This window comes from Pantoea brenneri (assembly GCF_038594305.1).
Lineage (GTDB): Bacteria > Pseudomonadota > Gammaproteobacteria > Enterobacterales > Enterobacteriaceae > Pantoea > Pantoea brenneri.
In genome coordinates, this window is sequence record NZ_JBCGBG010000002.1 from 579097 (window position 1) to 598949 (window position 19853).

The 19853-nt window shown below is 58.1% G+C and carries 17 protein-coding genes; 13 read left to right on the forward strand and 4 right to left on the reverse strand.

Annotation, left to right across the window (positions count from 1 at the left end):
- The first annotated feature begins 37 nt into the window (after positions 1 to 37).
- The 4 genes from AABB92_RS13535 to AABB92_RS13550 are packed head-to-tail and all read left to right on the forward strand — an operon-like array spanning position 38 to position 3466.
- Positions 38 to 952: a metal ABC transporter substrate-binding protein gene (locus AABB92_RS13535; protein WP_031375954.1), complete on the forward strand. Its 915-nt coding sequence runs from the start codon at positions 38 to 40 to the stop codon at positions 950 to 952.
- Positions 949 to 1764: a manganese/iron ABC transporter ATP-binding protein gene (locus tag AABB92_RS13540; RefSeq protein ID WP_031375955.1), complete on the forward strand. Its 816-nt coding sequence runs from the start codon at positions 949 to 951 to the stop codon at positions 1762 to 1764. The genes AABB92_RS13535 and AABB92_RS13540 overlap by 4 nt, the downstream gene beginning before the upstream one ends.
- Before the next feature lie 2 nt (positions 1765 to 1766).
- Positions 1767 to 2627 carry an iron/manganese ABC transporter permease subunit SitC gene (gene sitC, locus AABB92_RS13545; protein ID WP_031375956.1) on the forward strand — a complete coding sequence of 287 codons (861 nt, stop codon included), beginning with the start codon at positions 1767 to 1769 and terminating at the stop codon, positions 2625 to 2627.
- The gene (locus tag AABB92_RS13550) at positions 2627 to 3466 is read left to right on the forward strand and encodes a metal ABC transporter permease (RefSeq protein ID WP_031375957.1); all 840 of its coding nucleotides are present in this window, start codon (positions 2627 to 2629) and stop codon (positions 3464 to 3466) included. The genes sitC and AABB92_RS13550 overlap by 1 nt, the downstream gene beginning before the upstream one ends.
- A gap of 22 nt (positions 3467 to 3488) precedes the next feature.
- On the opposite strand, the gene AABB92_RS13555 is transcribed toward AABB92_RS13550, so the two are convergent.
- Positions 3489 to 4385 carry a LysR family transcriptional regulator gene (locus AABB92_RS13555; protein ID WP_031375958.1) on the reverse strand — a complete coding sequence of 299 codons (897 nt, stop codon included), beginning with the start codon at positions 4383 to 4385 and terminating at the stop codon, positions 3489 to 3491.
- 458 nt (positions 4386 to 4843) lie between these two features.
- Here AABB92_RS13555 and AABB92_RS13560 point away from each other — a divergent pair, with 458 nt between their 5' ends.
- From AABB92_RS13560 to AABB92_RS13580, 5 genes are all read left to right on the forward strand, one after another.
- Positions 4844 to 5308 (forward strand): (2Fe-2S)-binding protein, encoded by a 465-nt coding sequence (locus tag AABB92_RS13560; protein WP_201306432.1) that lies wholly within the window; start codon positions 4844 to 4846, stop codon positions 5306 to 5308.
- Complete coding sequence (locus AABB92_RS13565; RefSeq protein ID WP_031375960.1) at positions 5305 to 6297, forward strand: FAD binding domain-containing protein; 993 nt, start codon at positions 5305 to 5307, stop codon at positions 6295 to 6297. The genes AABB92_RS13560 and AABB92_RS13565 overlap by 4 nt, the downstream gene beginning before the upstream one ends.
- Complete coding sequence (locus AABB92_RS13570; RefSeq protein WP_082097639.1) at positions 6294 to 8621, forward strand: xanthine dehydrogenase family protein molybdopterin-binding subunit; 2328 nt, start codon at positions 6294 to 6296, stop codon at positions 8619 to 8621. Before AABB92_RS13565 ends, AABB92_RS13570 begins: the two co-directional genes overlap by 4 nt.
- Positions 8622 to 8731: 110 nt before the next feature.
- The gene (locus tag AABB92_RS13575) at positions 8732 to 9298 is read left to right on the forward strand and encodes a nucleotidyltransferase family protein (protein ID WP_052720679.1); all 567 of its coding nucleotides are present in this window, start codon (positions 8732 to 8734) and stop codon (positions 9296 to 9298) included.
- Positions 9295 to 10284, forward strand: a complete 990-nt coding sequence (locus AABB92_RS13580) for an XdhC family protein (RefSeq protein ID WP_031375961.1) — start codon at positions 9295 to 9297, stop codon at positions 10282 to 10284. Before AABB92_RS13575 ends, AABB92_RS13580 begins: the two co-directional genes overlap by 4 nt.
- On the opposite strand, the gene AABB92_RS13585 is transcribed toward AABB92_RS13580, so the two are convergent.
- Positions 10222 to 11427 carry an ABC transporter substrate-binding protein gene (locus AABB92_RS13585; RefSeq protein ID WP_046289546.1) on the reverse strand — a complete coding sequence of 402 codons (1206 nt, stop codon included), beginning with the start codon at positions 11425 to 11427 and terminating at the stop codon, positions 10222 to 10224. The two genes, AABB92_RS13580 and AABB92_RS13585, sit on opposite strands and share 63 nt — an antisense overlap.
- The gene (locus AABB92_RS13590) at positions 11414 to 13543 is read right to left on the reverse strand and encodes a TonB-dependent siderophore receptor (RefSeq protein ID WP_031375963.1); all 2130 of its coding nucleotides are present in this window, start codon (positions 13541 to 13543) and stop codon (positions 11414 to 11416) included. Before AABB92_RS13590 ends, AABB92_RS13585 begins: the two co-directional genes overlap by 14 nt.
- A gap of 471 nt (positions 13544 to 14014) precedes the next feature.
- Between AABB92_RS13590 and AABB92_RS13595 the strand changes: the two genes are divergently transcribed.
- The 4 genes from AABB92_RS13595 (at position 14015) to rluF (ending at position 18628) form a co-directional block, all read left to right on the forward strand.
- The gene (locus AABB92_RS13595; RefSeq protein ID WP_031375964.1) at positions 14015 to 14905 is read left to right on the forward strand and encodes a MurR/RpiR family transcriptional regulator; all 891 of its coding nucleotides are present in this window, start codon (positions 14015 to 14017) and stop codon (positions 14903 to 14905) included.
- 191 nt (positions 14906 to 15096) lie between these two features.
- The gene (locus AABB92_RS13600) at positions 15097 to 17079 is read left to right on the forward strand and encodes an autotransporter domain-containing esterase (RefSeq protein ID WP_031375965.1); all 1983 of its coding nucleotides are present in this window, start codon (positions 15097 to 15099) and stop codon (positions 17077 to 17079) included.
- A gap of 76 nt (positions 17080 to 17155) precedes the next feature.
- Entirely contained in the window at positions 17156 to 17641 is a 486-nt protein-coding gene (locus AABB92_RS13605; protein ID WP_031375966.1) for a GNAT family N-acetyltransferase, read from the forward strand.
- 111 nt (positions 17642 to 17752) lie between these two features.
- Positions 17753 to 18628: a 23S rRNA pseudouridine(2604) synthase RluF gene (rluF, locus tag AABB92_RS13610; RefSeq protein ID WP_031375967.1), complete on the forward strand. Its 876-nt coding sequence runs from the start codon at positions 17753 to 17755 to the stop codon at positions 18626 to 18628.
- Between the two features lie 69 nt (positions 18629 to 18697).
- Here the strand turns inward: rluF and AABB92_RS13615 are convergent, their stop codons facing one another.
- A complete protein-coding gene (locus AABB92_RS13615) occupies positions 18698 to 19756 on the reverse strand; it encodes an SDR family oxidoreductase (RefSeq protein WP_031375968.1) in 1059 nt (352 codons plus the stop codon).
- Positions 19757 to 19853 lie beyond the last annotated feature (97 nt).

Here is a 19853-nt window from a genome sequence, read left to right on the forward strand (position 1 = left end):
TTGTGTTTCAATTTTAATCATCTCTGGAGATCGTGCGATGGCCCCGATAAAAAAAAGCGTAACGCTCGTTTTCAGCCTGTTGCTGAGCGCGGTGATATCCACCAGCAGCTATGCAGCAGAAAAATTTAAGGTCGTGACCACCTTTACCGTGATTGCTGATATGGCAAAAAACGTGGCGGGCGATGCGGCAGAGGTGAGCTCAATTACCAAACCGGGTGCCGAAATTCATGAATATCAGCCGACGCCGGGAGACATTAAACGTGCGCAGGGCGCGCAACTGATTATGTCGAACGGGCTGAACCTTGAACGCTGGTTTCAGCGCTTCTATCAGCATCTTGAAGGCGTACCGGAAGTGGTAGTATCGCAGGGCGTCGAACCGATTGGCATTGGCGAAGGGCCATATAACGGCAAGCCCAATCCTCACGCCTGGATGTCCCCGGATAATGCGCTGATATATGTCGATAATATCCGGGATGCGCTGGTGAAGTACGATCCCGCTAACGCTGAAACCTACCGTCAGAATGCCGCCGCCTATAAGCAAAAGATCACGTCGGCGCTGGCGCCGCTGCGCCAGCAGGTGGCCGCAATCCCTGAAAATCAACGCTGGATGGTGACCAGTGAAGGTGCGTTCTCCTATCTGGCGCGCGATCTCGGTATGAAAGAGCTTTACCTCTGGCCGATCAACGCCGATCAGCAAGGTACACCGCAGCAGGTGAGAAAGGTGATCGATCAGGTGAAGCAGCATGCCATTCCGGCGGTATTCAGCGAAAGTACCGTCTCTGACAAACCTGCCCGGCAGGTGGCGCGCGAAACCGGTGCCTGGTATGGCGGCGTGTTATATGTCGACTCATTAAGTCAGGCGCAGGGGCCGGTGCCAACCTACCTTGACCTGCTGCGGGTTACCACCGCGACGCTGGTCGACGGTATTAATCACGGGAGGAGCGCGCCATGAGCGACACTATCGTGGTTTCCGGGGTCAGCGTCACCTACCGAAACGGCCATACGGCGCTGCGTGATGCCAGCTTCAGCATCCCCGGCGGCTCCATTGCCGCCCTGGTCGGCGTTAACGGGTCGGGTAAATCGACCCTGTTTAAGGCGCTGATGGGCTTTGTCCGGCTCTCCGCCGGGACGATTTCAGTGCTGGGTATGCCGACCCGTCAGGCGCTGCGCCAGAGCCTGGTGGCTTATGTTCCCCAGTCTGAAGAGGTTGACTGGTCTTTTCCGGTGCTGGTGGAGGATGTGGTGATGATGGGCCGCTACGGCCACATGGGCCTGTTGCGGCGGCCTAAACGCCACGACCGCGATATTGTCGATGAGGCGCTGGCGCGGGTCGATATGCTGGCGTATCGCCAGCGACAGATCGGCGAACTTTCCGGCGGACAGAAGAAACGGGTTTTCCTCGCACGGGCGATTGCCCAGCAGGGCAGCGTGATCCTGCTGGATGAGCCGTTCACCGGCGTTGACGTCCAGACCGAGGCGAAAATCATTGCCCTGCTCGATGAGTTGCGTGACGAAGGTAAAACCATGCTGGTCTCAACCCATAATCTGGGATCGGTGACGGAATTCTGCGACTACACCGTGATGGTCAAAGGCACCATCCTCGCCAGCGGTCCGACCCGCACCACCTTTACCACAGCCAACCTTGAGCGGGCGTTTAGCGGGGTGCTGCGTCACGTGGCGGTCAACGGGCTGGACGATCAGATCATTACCGATGATGAGCGTCCGTTTATCGCGCCGCGCGCCTCGCTTCACGACGGGAAGTGACCATGAATATGTTACTGGAGCCGTTCGGATACCACTACATGCTCAACGCGATGTGGGTCTCCGCCATGGTTGGCGGACTGTGCGCGTTTCTCTCCTGCTACCTGATGCTCAAAGGCTGGTCGCTGATTGGGGATGCGCTGTCGCACTCGATTGTGCCCGGCGTAGCGGGCGCTTATATGCTTGGGCTGCCGTTTGCACTGGGTGCGTTTCTGTCGGGCGGACTGGCGGCCGGCAGTATGCTGCTGCTTAATCAGCGCACCCGTTTAAAAGAAGATGCGATCATCGGTCTGATTTTCTCCTCGTTCTTTGGCCTTGGCCTGTTCATGGTGTCGCTGAATCCCACCTCGGTGAACATTCAGACTATCGTGCTGGGCAATATCCTGGCGATTGCACCGGCCGATATCCTGCAACTGGCGCTGATCGGCGGCGTGTCGATCATCATTCTGCTGTTTAAGTGGAAGGATTTAATGGTGACCTTTTTCGATGAGAATCATGCGCGCGCTATCGGTCTGCGGCCCGAGCGATTAAAGATCCTGTTCTTTACTCTGCTGGCGGTTTCGACCGTGGCGGCACTGCAAACCGTCGGGGCGTTTCTGGTGATCTGTCTGGTGGTGACGCCCGGCGCTACGGCATGGTTGCTCACCGATCGCTTTCCGCGCCTGCTGATGATTGCGGTGGCGATTGGCAGCATAACCAGCTTCCTCGGTGCCTGGGCGAGTTATTATCTCGACGGTGCAACCGGCGGGATTATTGTGGTGGCGCAGACGCTGTTATTCCTGCTGGCGTTTGTCTTCGCCCCGAAGCATGGCCTGCTGGCGAGTCGGCGTCGCGCCCGCAACCCTGCCGATGAGGAGCCTGCCTGATGTGGATGTTTGAACCTTTCCAGTTCGCTTTTATGCAGAGCGCGTTGCTGATCGCGCTGGTCGTGGCGATCCCCTGCGCCTTGCTGTCGGTCTTTCTGGTGCTGAAAGGCTGGGCACTAATGGGCGATGCGATGAGCCATGCGGTGTTTCCCGGCATCGTGCTGGCCTGGGTGCTGGGCATTCCGCTGGCTATTGGAGCCTTTGTGGCCGGGCTGCTTTGTGCTGTGGCCAGCGGGTTTCTGCAGGACAACAGCCGGATTAAACAGGACACAGTACTGGGGATTGTCTTCTCCGGCATGTTCGCAGTCGGCTTGATTCTTTACATCGCGGTGAAGCCTGAAGTGCATCTCGACCATATTCTGTTCGGCGATATGCTCGGCATCACCCGCGCCGACATCATCCAGACGCTGATTATCGCCGCACTGATTGTCGCGGTGATTGCGCTGAAGTGGCGCGATCTGATGCTGTTCAGCTTCGATCCGCAGCAGGCACAGGTATGTGGCCTGCCGGCCCGGCTGATGCATTACGGCCTGCTGTGTATGGTGTCGTTAACCATTGTGGCGACCCTGAAAGCGGTGGGTATTATCCTGTCGATCTCGCTGCTGATCGCGCCGGGTGCGATTGCGGTTCTGCTGACAACCCGCTTTTCCCACGCGCTGCTGATTGCGGTGCTGGTGTCAGTACTGGTGTCACTCAGCGGCGTCTATCTCTCTTTCTTTCTCGACAGCGCACCGGCGCCGACTATCGTGGTGTTGTTTGCATTGGTGTTCATCGTCGCGATGATCGTCTCTGGTCAGAAGACACGGCGGCTGGAGCGCCAGCAACGGCCGGTTGCATAACCGAGCGCTGCGCTATCGCTGCTTACTCGCCGCGATAGCGCACTGCCTCAATCAGATGAGCAAACGCGCGGGTATGCTGTTTGCGGCTGGGATAGTAGAGGTAATAGCCGGGAAACGGTTCACACCAGTCGGCCAGGACCTGCACCAGACGCCCCGTAGCAATGTGCTCAGCAACACTGTCCTGCGGCACATAGCAGATGCCCATGCCACAGAGCGCCGCATCAATGCGCGCCGCCAGAGTATTTAAGATCAGCTGACCTTCGACCCTGACCCGAATCTCCTTTTTGTCGCGCATAAACTCCCAGTTATAGAGTCCCCCGCGCGTCGGTAAGCGCAGATTGATGCAGTTGTGTTTTTGCAGATCGTAAGGGGTGGCAGGCACGCCATACTGTTCGAAGTAGTCGGGCGAGGCGACCACGCACATATTCCAGTCCGGCCCAATGCGTACTGCGATCATATCTTTTTCGACCTGCTCACCCAGCCGCACACCCGCATCGAAGCGGCCACTGACAATATCGGTCAGGGTATTATCAACCGAAAACTCGATATTCACTGCGGGATAGCGCTGCAGAAACGGCTTAGTCAGCGGCCACAGCGTCGACATCAGCGCATGTTCACCGGCCGTAATGCGGATGTTGCCCGCGATCTCTCCCTGAGTATCGGTGACGCTGACCAGCTCGGACTCAATCTCGTTGAATAACGGCGCGATATTTTTGATCAGGCGCTCGCCTGCGTCAGTCGGCGCAACGCTGCGAGTGGTTCGGGTCAGTAATCGCAGGTTAAGACGCTCCTCCAGTCCACGGATCGCGTGGCTGAGCGCCGATTGCGAAACGCCCAGTTTCGCTGCGGCGCGGGTAAAGCTGCGCTCCTGAGCAACCACCACCAGATACATCAGGTCGTTAAAATTCTCTCTCAGCATATTTTTCTGGCTCATTAAACCTGCCGACACTGCCTCTGCAGGTCGTTGACATAATTTTGCGCACCAGGGCTGCAGGTGCGGACTTTAATTTCAGGGCGCAACAGCATAGTGCATCTTCCCCGGCGGCATTGATGAATTCTGTGCATTACGCTTGTGAAGGTGATTAATAAAACCCGACGTTAAAGAATCTATCTGTATCAAACAGATAGCCTGGCGATAAGGCCAGTTCAGCGCTTAACAGTGGATCGGTCTGGCAGGATAAGAGTGGGCTTTTTGCCCGCTGCGCTGCCGGATCGTAAAAAAGCTGCTAAAACTAAAGACGTGCATACGCGCGCAAAGCTTAGGGTTATCCGGATTCTCCCCGATTTATATCCCGTCCGAAACAGACTAATAAAAAAATTACACTTTTAGCCCCCAACAATGGGAAGCAGACAATGTCAGAAAAAATTTCGCTAACAATGCAGGTCAATGGCCAGCCATACCCGATGGAGATCGATCCCCGGGTCACCTTACTTGATGCATTACGTGAGCACCTCAACCTGACCGGCACTAAAAAAGGCTGCGATCAGGGACAGTGTGGGGCCTGCACGGTACTGGTTAACGGTCAGCGGGTGCTGAGTTGTCTGACGCTGGCCGCTCAGGCTGACGGCGCTGAGGTGACCAGCATTGAAGGGCTGCAATCTGCCAGCGGTGAATTACATCCGGTGCAGCGTTGCTTTGTTGAAAACGATGCCTTCCAGTGCGGCTACTGTACGCCAGGCCAAATCATGTCGGCCGTCGCCTGCATTAAAGAGGGCCATGCCGGATCGGACGATGAAATCCGCGAATACATGAGCGGCAACCTGTGCCGCTGCGGTGCCTATCCACACATTGTCGATGCCATTAAACAGGCGGCGGCTGAAATGGCGAAGGAGTCCGCATGAATCCCTTTCACTGGAAAGTCGCACAGTCAGCCAGCGAAGCCGCAGCGTTAAAGCAGCAGTCAGGCAGTCAGATTCTGGCGGGCGGTACCACTCAACTCGATTTGATGAAATGCGGCGTGTTTAACCCGCCGCAGCTGATTGGCATTAACGGCCTGTCTGAACTTCGCAGCCTGAGTTTTGACAATGATAAAATCAGTGCTGGCGCGCTGATCACCATGAGCCAGCTGGCCGATCATCCCGACTGTCAGCAACATGCGCCCGCTATCTACGGCAGCTTATGGCAGGCCGCGTCGCCGCAAATCCGCAATATGGCCACGCTGGGCGGCAATTTACGTCAGCGCACCCGCTGTGCTTATTATCGCGATCCGGCGACCTTTTCAGCCTGCAATAAACGCAATCCCGGCTCCGGCTGTGCCGCACGGCAGGGCGTCAACAGTAATCACGCCATTCTGGGTGCCAGCGACAGCTGCATTGCGGTCTATCCGGGTGACCTGGCGGTCGCGCTGGTGGCGTTTGATGCGGTGGTGATAGTGCAGAACCCGCAGGGCGAAACTCGCCGGATCGCCATTGATGATTTCTTCCTGCTGCCGGGAGAGACGCCGGATCAGGAACACGATCTGCGCGATGACGAGATCATCGTGGCGATTGAAGTGCCACAAACCGCTTCCCTGCAACGCTCTCACTATCTCAAAGTGCGCGATCGCAGTTCTTACGAGTTTGCCGCCGCCAGCGCAGCCGCTGGTTTCACGCTGGAGAATGGCGTGATGCGTCAGGTGCATATTGCGCTGGGCGGCGTTGCCACCAAACCCTGGCGCGCCACGCGGGTTGAGCAGGCGTTAGAGGGACAGCCGTTCAACGAAGAGACGGTATTCCAGGCTGCGGAGCTGATCAATCAGGAAACCCAGGCGCTGGAGCATAACGCGTATAAAGTGAAGCTGGCCCCGCGCGTAATAGCGCGTGCGCTAATGGCAGCAGGAGAGATCGCATGAGTGAAGTAAACCACGACGCACGCCAGGCTAAACACATCCCTGAAGCCACCGCTGGCGACACGGCGACGGCCGAAGCTGGCAGCCCGATTGAAGGATTGGGCGCGGCCCGATCGCGGGGCGACGGCCGGGTTAAGGTGATCGGTGAAGCACGTTATGCCATCGAACATCAGCCGGAAAATCCGCTGTACGGCGTCGTGCTCCAGTCAACCGTCGCCAGTGGCCGCATTTCCCGCCTGTCAGCCGAAAAAGCCCTGCAGGCTGACGGTGTGCTGGCAGTCTATACCCATCTGAATCCGTTAAAGATTAACAAGCCGACCGCGATTGCTGACGGCGGCGCAGCGCAGTCCACTTACACCCCGATTCAGGACGATGTGATCATTCATAACGGCCAGAACATTGGCATCGTGATCGCTGAAACCTTCGAGCAGGCCACCTGGGCAGCCTCGCTGGTTGAGATCGAGTATGAGACCACGCCGGCGCGGGTGTTTGCCACCGACGAGGGCGTCGAGGCTAAACCGATGTCGGCGCAGGATATTGATCTGGGCGATGCGGCGACCGCAATGCACAGTGCCGAGGTGCGTATCAACCAGCGTTATACCACCCCGCGTGAATACAACATGCCGATGGAGCCACATGCCTGCATCGCGCACTGGCACGAAGGTCAGATCACGGTCTGGGAACCCAGCCAGTGGGTGGCGGGCGCGCAGGTTGAAATCGCCGAATGGCTGGGGATTGAGACCGAAAAAGTACGGATTATTTCACCCTATGTCGGCGGGGGTTTTGGGTCCAAACCGGTGCCTTACACTCACGTTGCCTTAGCCAGCGTCGCGTCGCGCGCCCTGAACCGTCCGGTGAAAGTCTCACTGACCCGGCCGCAGACCTTTACCGGTCTGGGTGGACGTCCGGCGACCTCGCAGCAGCTGGAGCTGGGCGCTTCACGTGACGGTAAAATTGAGGCGATTATTCAGCGCAGCTTCAGCGAAACCTCGCTGATTGATGTATTTGCTGAGAACTGCAGCAAAGTGACCGCCCGGATGTACGCCGTCAGCAACGTGTCGGCACAGCATCAGGTCCGACTGATTAACACCGTCACGCCAGGCTGGATGCGGGCGCCGGGCGAGAATCCCAGTGCGTTTGGCCTTGAAGTGGCGATGGATGAGCTGGCCTATGCGCTGGACATCGATCCGCTGGAACTGCGTCTGCGCAACTGGGCAGATAAAGATTATCAGCTCGATCTGCCGTGGAGTACGCGTCGGCTGAAAGAGGCGTACCAGAAAGGGGCAGAAGCGTTTGGCTGGGATAAGCGCATTATGACGCCGCGTTCCATGCGTGAAGGCCGTGAGCTGATAGGCTGGGGCATGGCCTCCGGCACTTATCCGGTCAACCGACTGCCGGCCGAAGCGAAAATCATCCTGACGCCGCAGGGCCGCTTTGTGGTGCAGTGCGCCGGCGCAGATATCGGAACCGGCACTTACACTATTCTGGCGCAGACGGCCGCGGATCATCTCGGCGTCGATTCGGAAACCATTGAGGTAGAGCTGGGCGATACAGCGTTGCCGCGCGCAGGCGTGGCAGGGGGATCGCAGCTGGCCGGTAACCTGACGGCGGCGGTGAACGATACCGCGAAGAAAATGCGCGAACGGTTGCTGGCTCTGGCCAGTGAGCTGCCCGCGTCGCCGCTCAGCGGCCTGCCGGTGTCGCAGTTTACCCTGCAGGATGGCGCAATTCAGCACAGCGGTGGATCGGGCCTCTCGCTCGCCCAACTGGCGACGCTGGCACCTGCCGATAGCCTGAGCGTGAAAGGCGGGACCTTCCCGGACGACATGCCGCAAAGCGAACGCGACAAAATCGTGCGTAACCTTAACGACATGAGCCGGCCAGAGGCGTTTTCCGCCCACAGCTGGAGCGCACAGTTTGTTGAGGTGCGGGTCGATGAAGATTTCGGCACCATCCGGGTGAAACGCATGGTGGCGGCACTCGACAGCGGTCGGCTCTACAACCCTAAACTGGCGCGCAGCCAGTGGATAGGCGGGATGATCATGGGCGTCGGTCAGGCACTGATGGAAGAGGGGATTGTCGATCCTCGCAACGGTCGGGTGATTAACAATAACCTGGCGGACTATCTGGTGCCGGTTAACGGCGATATTCCCAGCATCACCACCATCAATGTCGGTGAACCCGACTTTGAGGCGACCACCATGGGCGGTAAAGCGGTCGGTGAGCTGGGCATCGTTGGCGTGGCGGCGGCGATCAGTAATGCGGTCTTCCATGCCACCGGCAAGCGGGTACGTGACCTGCCGATCACCCTCGACAAAATCATCTGATTACGGCGGTTGCCGGGCCGGCTGCAATTGATGCCGCCGGCGTTGAGATCAGATTTACGGGCGCAGGGCCAATCCTGCGCCCGTTTTTATCGCCAGCGGGAGAGGCTGTTTTGAAGATAGCGATTGTGATGATGGCGGCGGGCTTCAGCCGCCGTTTTCGTCAGCAGAGCGGTGAACACAAATTGCTGGCTCAACTGAATGGCAAGCCGCTGTTACAGCATACCCTGCAACAGGCGGCGGCCAGCGGTCTGGATCTGTTTGTGGTAACCCGTCCGGAGCAGGCAGCGATTCGGGCGTTGATCGATCCGGCGACGGCGGTGCTGTGCGACAGCCACGGGTTGGGTGATTCCATTGCCGCCGGTGTTGCTGCCAGCAGCGAATACGACGGCTGGCTGATCGCACTCGGTGATATGCCGTTGATCACCGCCGACAGCTATCGGGCCGTCAGCGCAGCGCTGGCCGATGCGGCGGTGGTCAGACCCTGGGTCGACGGCATTCCGGGCCACCCGGTCGGCTTTCAGCGGCACTATTACCCGCTGTTAACCGGCTTACAGGGTGATGTGGGCGCGCAGGCAATAGTCAAACGTGTCGCGGTTCGCTTGCCCCTTAGCGATCGCGGCTGTGTTTATGACATTGACCTGCCGGACGATTTGCAGGCGATAAAGGAATTTTCATGATTACGCTGGACCAACGGGTGATTAACGCGGCGTTAAGCAGCTGCGAGGCGGGGCAATCCGTCTGGCTGTGTACGGTATTGCGGACTTACGGCTCGTCGCCGCGCGCGCCCGGGACGCTGATGACGGTCAATCAGGCGGGCGCATACTGCGGTTCGCTGTCAGGTGGCTGCATCGAAGAGGATTTTTTAGCCCAGCTGGCGACCGGCGCTTACCGTGCCAGCAGTCAGCAGGTGCGTTATGGCGAAGGCGGCATGCGTCCGAATGTCAGTCTGCCGTGCGGCGGTAGTCTGGAGATTATGATTGAATATTTGCCGCCCGATACCGCCAGTCTGGATTTGCTGATCGCGATGCAGCGGGCGCTGAGCGGCCAGCAGCCGATGGTGAAGCTGATCCGGCCCGGTGAGCGCGCGCAGTGGGAAGCGATGGCGGCGGATCGGCGATTACCCGCTCTCAGCGTCAGCGACCAGCTGGTACGGTTACCGGTCGGCGCGATCCCGGAACTGCTGGTGGCCGGCTACTCCAGCGTGGCGTTTGAATGCATCCGGCTGGGCCAGATGCTGGGATTTCATGTGCGGGTTTGCGAGCATCGTCCCGGGATGCTCGATGAACTGGATCGCCACTTCGGCGCAGCCGATAACGTTACGCTGGTGCGCCAGCATCCGGCGCGCTGGCTGGAGCTGAACGGGGCGCATGCGGCCGTGGCGATTGTGGCGCTGACCCACGATCCACGCATTGATGACCTGACGATGATGGAAGCGATCGCCACGCCTGCCTTTTATATCGGCATTATGGGATCGGTGAAGAACAGCGAAAAGCGCCGGGCGCGGCTGCAGCAGATTGCGGGGATGGATCGCAGCGAGCTGGACCGCATCCATGCCCCGATTGGCCTGCCGATTGGCAGTAAAACCCCGGCGGAGATCGCGCTATCGGTGATGGCTGATATCGTCAGGGTGAAGAACCTCGGGCGATCGCTCCCGGCTGCCTGACGGCGGGGCGTTGACCGGCGCCAGCCGATAGAGGTAGCTGCCGGACAACGGAATCGGCAGAAACTTCTGGAACATCTGCCTGAGCGTCTGCTGCGGATCAACATCGTGAAACAGCTCAGGATAGAGCGTGGTGGCAAAAAACTCGGTTGCTACCACGTGCCATGGGCTGAGATAGAAGTTGTGCCACAGCGCACCGCTATGCCCGTCACGCAGCGCCCGCAGCTGCTTCAGGCCGTTTTGCTGTTGGGTCAGCCTCAGCAGGCTTTCGCGGGTCTGGGCCGCTGAGACGGCCGGGCCCAGCGTTAACCTATCCGGTTCATCAGCGTTACCGATACCGGTCGCGAAGTAGTAATCCGGCTGGGCGGCAATCACCTGCTCCTCACTCAGCCGTCCGAACACCCCTTTAACCTGCTGGCTGGCAATGTTCTCGCCGCCTGCAAAGCGCAGCAGTTCGCCAAGGTTGCCGTTTACCGAGGTGACGCAGCACTCGCTGCGCCGTCCGAGATGCAACTGCAGCAGCACGGTCGGTTTCGGCCCGTGATAGCGTGCCAGCCGGTTCGCTATTCGCTGCATGTGGCTGCGATAAAAACGATTGAAGTCGGCTGCCCGCTGCGGCTGATTGAACACTTCGCCCAGCAGCGTCATGCTGCGCTCACTGTTTTTCAGCAGATGAACCCGCAAATCAACCTTCAGCACCGGAATCTTTGCTGCTTTCAGCATCGTTTCCAGCTGCAGCCCGGCATCGCTGTTGCGTGCCAGCTGCGGCAGGATCACCAGATCGGGCTTCAGCGCGATCACCTGTTCCGGATTAATGTCATTTACCCCCTCCTGACCGAGAGCCGGAATCGTCAGCATCTGCGGAAACTGGCGGGCAAAAATCTGCCAGGTCTGCGGATCGTACTTCTTCAGATCCTGCGGCCAGCCGACAATCTGCTGGAGCGGATTTCCGGGCGTCAGCAGCGCGATGCTATACAACATCCGGCTCTCGCCCAGCACAATCCGCTGTGGCCGATCCGGCACGCTGACCGTTTGTCCGGTGATATCGGTCAGGGTGCGCGCCCCGGCTGGCGAACTGGCGCAGACCAGGCCGATCAGTAACAGGCTGTTACGCAGCAGACGGGCGAGCGGATTAAAATTCAACACTGGCTTGTACCATCAGATTACGGGTTTCGCCTTCGCGGACGCGCAGGTTGCCGCCGCTTGAACTGTAATAGTGTTTATCGAACAGGTTATTCAGATTGAGCCGCAGCTGCGTTTTCTGCCCGAACAGACGATGATTCCAGGCGACAAAGCTGTCGGCCACCACATAATCCGGCAGGGTGAAACTGTTATCCGGATCGCCAGCACGGCTGCCTACATAGCGCGCACCGCCGCCAAGCCGGAAGGTGCCGGGCAGGTTACTGAACTGCAACTCATGGCTCAGATAAAGCGCCCCGGCATGGCGTGGCGCATTTTGCAGCCGGTTACCGTTGTTATCCGGATTGACCCGATCCTCAATGATTTCGGCCTGGTCATAGCTGTAATTAGCACTGAGATCCCAGCCGGGTGCGACTTCACCATTCAGCTCAAATTCAGCGCCGCTGGAGCGGGCTTTATCAATCGCGCGGGTCGTGCCGTTAATGCTGAGCGACATCGATTTTTCATCAATGCGATACAGTGCGACAGAGGCAAACAGCTTCGGTGAGACTTGCCATTTGCTGCCGATCTCCCAGCTGGTGCCCTGTTCGGGTTTGCCAACGTTGCCATCGTCGTCCACGTCGGTGGATGGGGTGAAGGATTTACTCACGCTGGTGTAGAACGATAACGCGGGCGTGAGTTTATAGATGATCCCGGCCTGGGGCAGAAACTTGTTACCCTCATCGTTGAGCGTTTCAACCTGCGGATCAAAGCCTTTAGAGGCGCGTTGCTCATAGTGCTGATAGCGGCCTCCAAACACAACGGTCCATTCTGGTGACAGTGTCACGCTATCTTTGGCGTAGATCGAACGGCTATGAATGCGGTTCAGGTTGTTGGCGTTAGCACTGTTTTCTGTGCTGCTGTCAGTCAGCGGTGACAACTGGTCATATTCAGGCTGGAAGAAATTGAAGTTAGTGGTTGCCTTGCCCTGATACTGATGGGCGCGATAAGTCTGGTTCATCTCATAGTCGGTGCCGACCACCAGCGCGTGCGACAGTCCGGCGATTTCCGGGTTGCCCAGCAGATCCCAGCTCAGGTATTTGGTCTTGTGGTTGAAGCCTCGATTGGCATCGGCCCGACGGGTCACCGCACCGGTGGTGGTATTGACCGCCGTCACCCGGACTTCATTGTTGTCATAGCGCCGCTGGTTCCAGCCGAGGGTGAAACGGGTGCGCCACTCATCATTAAACTGCCATTCGTAGTGCGCATTAAGGGTTTTGTTGTGCCCCCAGGCGTGGTTAGCGGTGTCATCCAGACGATCCTTATAACCGATGTCGATCGGCTTGCCGTCAATAAACGCAGTGCCGCGATCGTAAGGAATGTCATAGCGGTAATCGGCATAGCTGATTAAAAAACTCGCCTGATCGCCGTACCACTGTAAAGACGGAGCCAGCAGAGTATGTTGCTCACTGCCAAAGTTGCGCCAGTAATCCTGATTCTGCTTCTCAGCGATCAGTCGAAACGCAAAGCCATTACCCAGTGGGCCGGTTACGTCCAGCGTACCTGCGCCGCCACCCTCGCTGGCATAACGGCCACTGACTTTGGTGTGCCAGCTATATTGCGGTTTCTTGCTGACCACATTGATCACCCCGCCGGGATTCTGAATACCGTACAGCAGCGAGGCTGAGCCTTTCAGCACCTCAACACGCTCGGTGGTGGCATCGAAATTGAGTCCCTGACTGCTGCGGATGCCATCACGATAGATCGAACCATCGGCATTGCTGCCAAATCCGCGCCGGACAAAACCATCTTCGGTGCCAGCCAGCGTATTCGCTTCCGTTACGCCACTGACAAAGCGCATCGCATCCGCCAGCGAACTGGCCTGATAATCCTCCAGCTGCTGCCGGGTAACCGTGCTGATTGATTGCGCCTCATCCAGTCGCGCGGTGGGCATTTTGCTGGCCACGCTACTCTGGCTGTTGGTGTAACCCGTTTCCGGGTTGTCGTCGGCGGTTACGGTCATATCCGGCGTGCCGGCAACGGTTGCAGCCTGTGCCTGCATCACAAACAGTGCGCTGCAGATCGCCATCGCCAGCGCCGAATGGCGTGCCGGAGTTGTACTTTTATCTGAACGGTTGGTCATTTTTTCTTTTCATGTCTGAAGCGAGTCATGCTTTACGGTTCAGCACAGCGCGGGCTGCTGCTGACCGCCCTGGCGGTATTCTGCAAAACGCAGAGAATAAACAGTGATCGGACGGCGATAGCGGCGCGGATCAGAAGGGCAATCTGCGGCGACGACAATAACTCTCATCTGTAATTGAGAATCATTCAACCATTGCCGATTGTAGTAGTAAACATAAATAATGATGAAAACACTACATTTTCAGTTGCCGCATTTTGCCGGTTTAATCAGTCAGGGTTTTCGCTATAACGTCTTGAAATCTAGGTTTTAATACAAATTACCCTAGCTTGATTAGCGGTTAATTCCCCAGCATTATCAGGTGAATTACAGCATGGTTAGGCTTGCCCACTACAGCGTTCAGGTTAAAATCAGCGCTTTTCAGGGTGGGTAAACCTTCTTGTCCGACCCAAAACTCAGCCAGCAGGTATGAAAATGAAACAGGCCAGGACCGGCAAAAATCGGGTCGATATTTTCGGGGAACGTCTGCGTTCGCGGGAAAAGCAGCTGTCGCCCCGGCTGCTGGCGGTGGCTCGCTATATCGATCAACAGCGGGAAACGGTGCTGGAAAGCACCGCGATGGAGATAGCACTGGCTAATCAGACCTCCGATGCAACGGTGATCCGGGCAGTTCAGGCGCTGGGTTTTAGCGGCCTGCGCGATCTGAAACAGACGCTGCAGGCGTGGTTTGGTCCGTCGCTGACCTCCGAAGAAAAGATGATCACCACTGTCAGTGAGGTGACCAGCGACGTTAACAGTGCAATTGATTTTGTACTGGAGGGGCACCGGCGCGCCTGTGAGGTGATGTCGCAGCCGCAGAACCGTGTCGCCGTCGCCGATGCGGTGGCGCTGCTGGGGGAGGCGCGTCAGGTGGCGATTTTTGGCATCAACGCCTCCGGAATTCTGGCGGATTATAGCGTCCGCCTGTTAAATCGTATCGGGCTGCCGGCGTTTTCCCTTAATCGCGCCAGTATTGCGCTGGCCGAACAGATGCTGGCACTTCAGCGCGGTGACGTGCTGGTGATGATGGCGCAACAATCGGCGCACCGCGAAGGCACTACCGTGGTCCGCGAGGCAAAACGGCTGGGAATTCCGATTATTTTGCTGACTCATGCCACCGAGTCGTTTTTTGCCCGCGAAGCCGATGTGGTGATTAACGTTCCGCGCGGCGGTGAAAACGGCCGGATTCCGCTGCACGGCACCATTATGGTCTGTCTGGAAATGCTGATTCTTTCGGTGGCGTCCACGCTACCTCAGCGCACGGTCAAAACCATGAAACGGCTGCAGGATCTCTATCGCGGCCTGAAACCTGCCGGTAAAAAATAGTCCCTGCAGTGCCCGGCGGTCATCATCTCTGCCGGGCGAGACACCGCAGCTGACCAAATTTTCCCGCTTTGAGATCCCGATCGCGGCTTTTCTGCTGCCATTTTCTGCTGCCGACTACGCTTACTTTGCTTTGCGAGATTGAGCCTCTTTTTTGCTTCTTTTAATCCCTGTTACCTTGTGCGGAGCCGAAGATGAAATCCTTTCACGCGCGACACCTGCTCTCCAGTGCAGCGATAACCACCCTGAGTCTGCTGTCGCCGCTGCCGGCAGCGGCCTGGAGTCAACTCACCGTGTTTGGCGATAGCCTGAGCGACGGTGGCAATGTGGGCCGCTTCACCTACGACGCGGCGTCCCATCCGTTATATGACGAGATACTGGCGCAACAGCTGAATCAAACCCTGCTGCCGTCTTCTCAGGGCGGCAGTAACTATGCCGCCGGAGGTGCGGTGGCGGTGCCGGCGCTTAATCCGCAGTACAACAGTCAGGATCAGCTAGACCGTTATCTGGCCGCCAGTGGCGGTCGCGCTGACGGCAATGGTCTCTATATTCACTGGATCGGCGGTAACGATCTGGCTGCTGCCGCAGCCGATCCGCTGAATGCGGTGCAGGTGATTGATCACAGTGCCCGCTCTGCGGCCGACCAGGTCAGCCGGCTGCTGGCGGCCGGGGCGGGTACCGTGGTGGTGCCGACGGTGCCAAACGTCGGGGCGACGCCGGCATTACTGCAGGCCATTCTGCAACCGCTTGGCCCGGTAGCAGAACCGGCTATGGCGGCGCTGTTCCAGTCGTTAAGCAGCGTCACAACTCCCGATCGGGCGGCGCGCGAGCAGGCTATTGAGGCGGCATTCCGCCAGGCTGCGGATCAGATCCCGGCCATTCCACTGGTGCGTGAGGCTATCGCCCGCCAGCTGTTTGCCGCCTGGCAACTGTTAAGCGACACCGCGGCGACGCTGACCGACCGTTATAACCAGCTCGAAGAGCAGGGGCTGGTGGCAACCGGCGGCAATATCGCGCGGGTCGATATCAACCGGTTGTTCAATGAGGTGATCGACAATCCCGTTCAGTACGGCATCAGCAACAGCGCAGGCATGGCCTGTCCGCCTGGCGTCTCGGCAATGGATTGCACCTCGGCCACGCCGGGTTTCTCTCAGGCGCAGCAGTATCTGTTTGCGGATCGTCTGCATCCCAGCCCGGCGGTGCATGCCCTGATCGCTGACTATATTCAGTCGGTGCTGGATGCGCCGTTACAGGTGGCGGCGCTGAGTCAGTCACCGCTGATGCTGGTGAAGGATGCGCGTAGTACCCTGGAAGGACATTTACAGCAGCAGCGCCAGCAGCCTGCGGAGGCCGGACAGTTTACCGTGTTTGGTGGCTATGCCGGTCTGTCACGGAATTTTCGTGGCGACAGTTATCAGGATGGCGATGCCACCACCGCCAATGGCGCGGTCGGCATCGGTTATCAGCTAAACGACAGCTGGCAGGCCGGGGCGATGTTTTCAGCGACGTCGCAGCGTCAGGAGCCTTCGTCGCGTTACGACTACCGGCTGCGTGGCAATCTGGTGGCGCTGTGGAGTCAGCTGCGGCTGTTTGATCAGGGCTGGATTAACGCCGATCTGCATTATGCCGATCTCGATTTCGATGATATTGAGCGTCAGGTCAGGCTGGGTCCGGCCACCCGGACTGAACAGGGCAGTACCGATGGTAAGCTGCTGGGAATGCGAATTGAAACTGGCTGGGATCTGCCGCTCGGCCAGTATGTTTCTACCGGTCCGGTTGCCAGCTATGCGCTGGATTATAGCCGGGTCTCAGGCTATCAGGAGCAGGGCAATCGCAGCAGCGCCATGCGCTTTGGCGATCAGACGCTGCACTCGCAGGTCGGGTCTGTCGGCTGGCGCATCGACAGCAGGCAGCTGTTGATCAATCCGTGGGCGCAGATCAGTTACAACCATCAGTTTGGCGACAGTGACTCAGCGGTGACGGCCGGGCTGAAATCGACCCGCACGGCGTTTACCCGCACCAGCGAAACAGGCGATGACAACTGGCTGGATATGGCGGTCGGGGCCAGCGTGCCGCTTGGCACTGCGGTAACCGCATTTGCTGGCGTCTCTGCGGTGGCGGGCAACAGCGAATATCATCAGGTGAGCTGGAACGTCGGGCTCAATGCGCGCTTCTGATCGGCGGCGATCGCACTGCAGGGAAGCGGTGTGATAACGTAGCGAGACGGTCGCATTGATGAAGCAGGAGAGGATGATGAAGGTCAGACGGGCTTCACCTGAAGAGGCAACAATCTTGTGGGATATCAGAAACCAGGCGATTCGCCACGGCTGCCAGACGGCGTATGCGCCCGAGGTGATTGCAGCCTGGACGCCGGACCGGATGCCTGCCAGCTTTCCGGCGATGATCCGCGAAAATCCTTTCCTGGTGATCGACGGCCCTGACGGCCAGCCGGTGGCGACCGGCTCGCTGGATCTGGCGGCCGGCAGCATTGAAGCCATTTTCACCCTGCCTGGCTTCACCGGGCAGGGGTTGGCGGGCGAGATTATTGAGACCATCAAAGCAGAAGCACAGCGCCGTGGCTACCGGCGCCTGACGCTCTCATCTACCCCTAACGCCGCCAGCTTTTACCTGCAACATGGCTTCGAGTTGCTGGGAGAAAGCGTTTATCCTTCAAAGCTGGCCGGCAGTGGATTGCGCTGTATGGATATGGCCATTGACCTGTCAGCGCCGTCTGACTGAGTCACGCCGTTCAGCCGGACCGGGCCGCGCTTCCGGCGTGGAAAAGTTTCGCTCGCAAACACTTCGCAAGCCCACGCCGGTAAGGTATAGTCCGCGTTTTTTGGAGGAACCATGCTGACTCACTCATCAACTCGTCTCAATAAATACATCAGCGAGAGCGGAATCTGTTCTCGTCGCGACGCCGATCGTTATATCGAACAGGGCAACGTTTTCATTAACGGCAAACGCGCCACTGTCGGCGCGCAGGTTTTTGCAGGCGATGTGGTGAAAGTGAACGGTCAGCTTATCGAACCGCGTGATGAAGATGATTTAGTGCTGATTGCGCTGAACAAACCGGTCGGCATTATCACCACCATGGAAGAGGGTGAGCGCGACAACATCAGCGATTTCGTTAACCACAGTAAGCGGGTCTTCCCGATTGGCCGTCTGGACAAAGATTCTCAGGGGCTGATTTTCCTGACCAACCACGGCGATCTGGTCAATAAAATCCTGCGCGCCGGTAATAATCACGAAAAAGAGTATGTGGTTACCGTTGATAAGCCGATTACCGACGAGTTTATCGCCGGAATGGGCGCGGGCGTGCCGATGCTGGGTACCGTGACCAAAAAATGCAAAGTCAAAAAAGAAGCGCCTTTTGTGTTTCGTATCACCCTGGTGCAGGGGCTGAATCGCCAGATCCGCCGCATGTGTAAGCACTTTGGTTACGAAGTGACGAAGCTTGAGCGTACCCGCATCATGAACGTCAACCTGAAAGGTCTGCCGCTGGGCGAATGGCGCGATCTGACTGATGACGAACTGATCGAACTGTTTAAACTGCTGGAGAACTCTTCTTCAGAAGATAAGCCGGCAAAGAAAGCGCCGGCTAAAACCGCCGCAGCAAAAAAACCGCAAAAAAGCCCGTCCCGTCCGGCTGCTGGCAAAGCCGAGCCTGACAGCGCCTCCCGCAAGCGTTTTGCGCAGCCGGGACGCAGGAAGAAAGGGCGCTAATCGTTATGCCGCGCAGCCAGCCAGGCGTTCCGGCCGTGCTGTCTGCGTATGCCAATCGCACTGAGGCGGTCAGGGAATAATTCTGGCGGCGCGAAAGCGGGCAAACAGATCGCAGAACATCCGGTCGGTTGCGCGGTACTGATGAAACCCCGCCTGACGGATTTTGCTGCCGTCGCCAAACATATCGTAGTGCCAGCCGAAGACGAAATCGGCAAAACTGCCGTCACTGAGCGCCAGAATATCGGGCTGAACCAGTTGGTTAGCCGCAGCGATATCCTGCCAGTTGTGTCGATAATCGCTGAACAATTGCTGCAGCGATAAGGAAACGGGCGGCGCGATCTCAAGATCAAACCACGCCGCGATCACCGGCCACAGCTCACTCCAGCGCCATAAATCACCATTATTCACGTTAAACGCCTGATTGCGTGCGTCGGATGCCTGTCCGGCCCAGATCGTGGCGTCTGCCAGTAATTCAGCGTCGGTAAAGTCGACCAGGCTGTGCCAGGTCTGCACCGAACCCGGGAAGCGCAGAGGCAGCTTTTCAGCACGACAGAGTGAGGCATAGAGCGCCAGACTCAGCGCCATGTTCATGCTGTTGCCCGGCCGGTCGCTGCCAACCACGCCGGGACGCAGCGCGCTCCAGTGCCAGGCTTTACCCTGTTGCCGATCGGCCAGCCAGCGAAGTTGTTCGGCATTAAATTCAGCACCCGGTACGCCAGCATCGCTTTCCCGCGCTGGCGTTTTAAACGGTCCGAGATGGGCACCGTAGACCTTATATCCCTGCATCAGACTGACATGCTGCAGCGGCGCGACCTGCTCCATGCTGCTGACCAGATTTTGCAGCATCGTTACGTTGGGTTTCACCATGGCGGCCCAATCCGGGGCATTGAGCCAGGCACTATAAAAAATATGCGTAACCTCGGTGAGCGCTGAGAGCACCTGATTACTCTGCTGCTGATCGAGCAGATCAACAGCGAGCACGTTGGGCTGACCGGGGTCGGGCTGTCGCTGGCGGCTCAGGCTGATAACCTGCCAGTGCTGCGCCGACAGCGCGCGAATAAGTTGCTGGCCCACGATACCGGTTGCGCCTGCCACCAGCGCGACGTTTTTTTCCTGCCTGTTATTCATGATAGCGATCTCATCTGGAGTGAAATCACAGTCTCACCTGGGCTTCTTTGTGATTAAATCCCCCCTATACCGATAACACTTATTAAGAAATCCACTA

Bases quoted from the DNA above. Each gene is read 5' to 3' on its own strand.
- AABB92_RS13580 (WP_031375961.1), top strand. From the start codon at position 9,295: ATGATTACGCTGGACCAACGGGTGATTAACGCGGCGTTAAGCAGCTGC.
- sitC (WP_031375956.1), top strand. From the start codon at position 1,767: ATGAATATGTTACTGGAGCCGTTCGGATACCACTACATGCTCAACGCG.
- AABB92_RS13590 (WP_031375963.1), bottom strand. From the start codon at position 13,543: ATGACCAACCGTTCAGATAAAAGTACAACTCCGGCACGCCATTCGGCG.
- AABB92_RS13615 (WP_031375968.1), bottom strand. From the start codon at position 19,756: ATGAATAACAGGCAGGAAAAAAACGTCGCGCTGGTGGCAGGCGCAACC.
- AABB92_RS13560 (WP_201306432.1), top strand. From the start codon at position 4,844: ATGCAGGTCAATGGCCAGCCATACCCGATGGAGATCGATCCCCGGGTC.
- rluF (WP_031375967.1), top strand. From the start codon at position 17,753: ATGCTGACTCACTCATCAACTCGTCTCAATAAATACATCAGCGAGAGC.
- AABB92_RS13570 (WP_082097639.1), top strand. From the start codon at position 6,294: ATGAGTGAAGTAAACCACGACGCACGCCAGGCTAAACACATCCCTGAA.
- AABB92_RS13540 (WP_031375955.1), top strand. From the start codon at position 949: ATGAGCGACACTATCGTGGTTTCCGGGGTCAGCGTCACCTACCGAAAC.
- AABB92_RS13605 (WP_031375966.1), top strand. From the start codon at position 17,156: ATGAAGGTCAGACGGGCTTCACCTGAAGAGGCAACAATCTTGTGGGAT.
- AABB92_RS13595 (WP_031375964.1), top strand. From the start codon at position 14,015: ATGAAACAGGCCAGGACCGGCAAAAATCGGGTCGATATTTTCGGGGAA.
- AABB92_RS13565 (WP_031375960.1), top strand. From the start codon at position 5,305: ATGAATCCCTTTCACTGGAAAGTCGCACAGTCAGCCAGCGAAGCCGCA.
- AABB92_RS13600 (WP_031375965.1), top strand. From the start codon at position 15,097: ATGAAATCCTTTCACGCGCGACACCTGCTCTCCAGTGCAGCGATAACC.
- AABB92_RS13535 (WP_031375954.1), top strand. From the start codon at position 38: ATGGCCCCGATAAAAAAAAGCGTAACGCTCGTTTTCAGCCTGTTGCTG.
- AABB92_RS13550 (WP_031375957.1), top strand. From the start codon at position 2,627: ATGTGGATGTTTGAACCTTTCCAGTTCGCTTTTATGCAGAGCGCGTTG.
- AABB92_RS13555 (WP_031375958.1), bottom strand. From the start codon at position 4,385: ATGCTGAGAGAGAATTTTAACGACCTGATGTATCTGGTGGTGGTTGCT.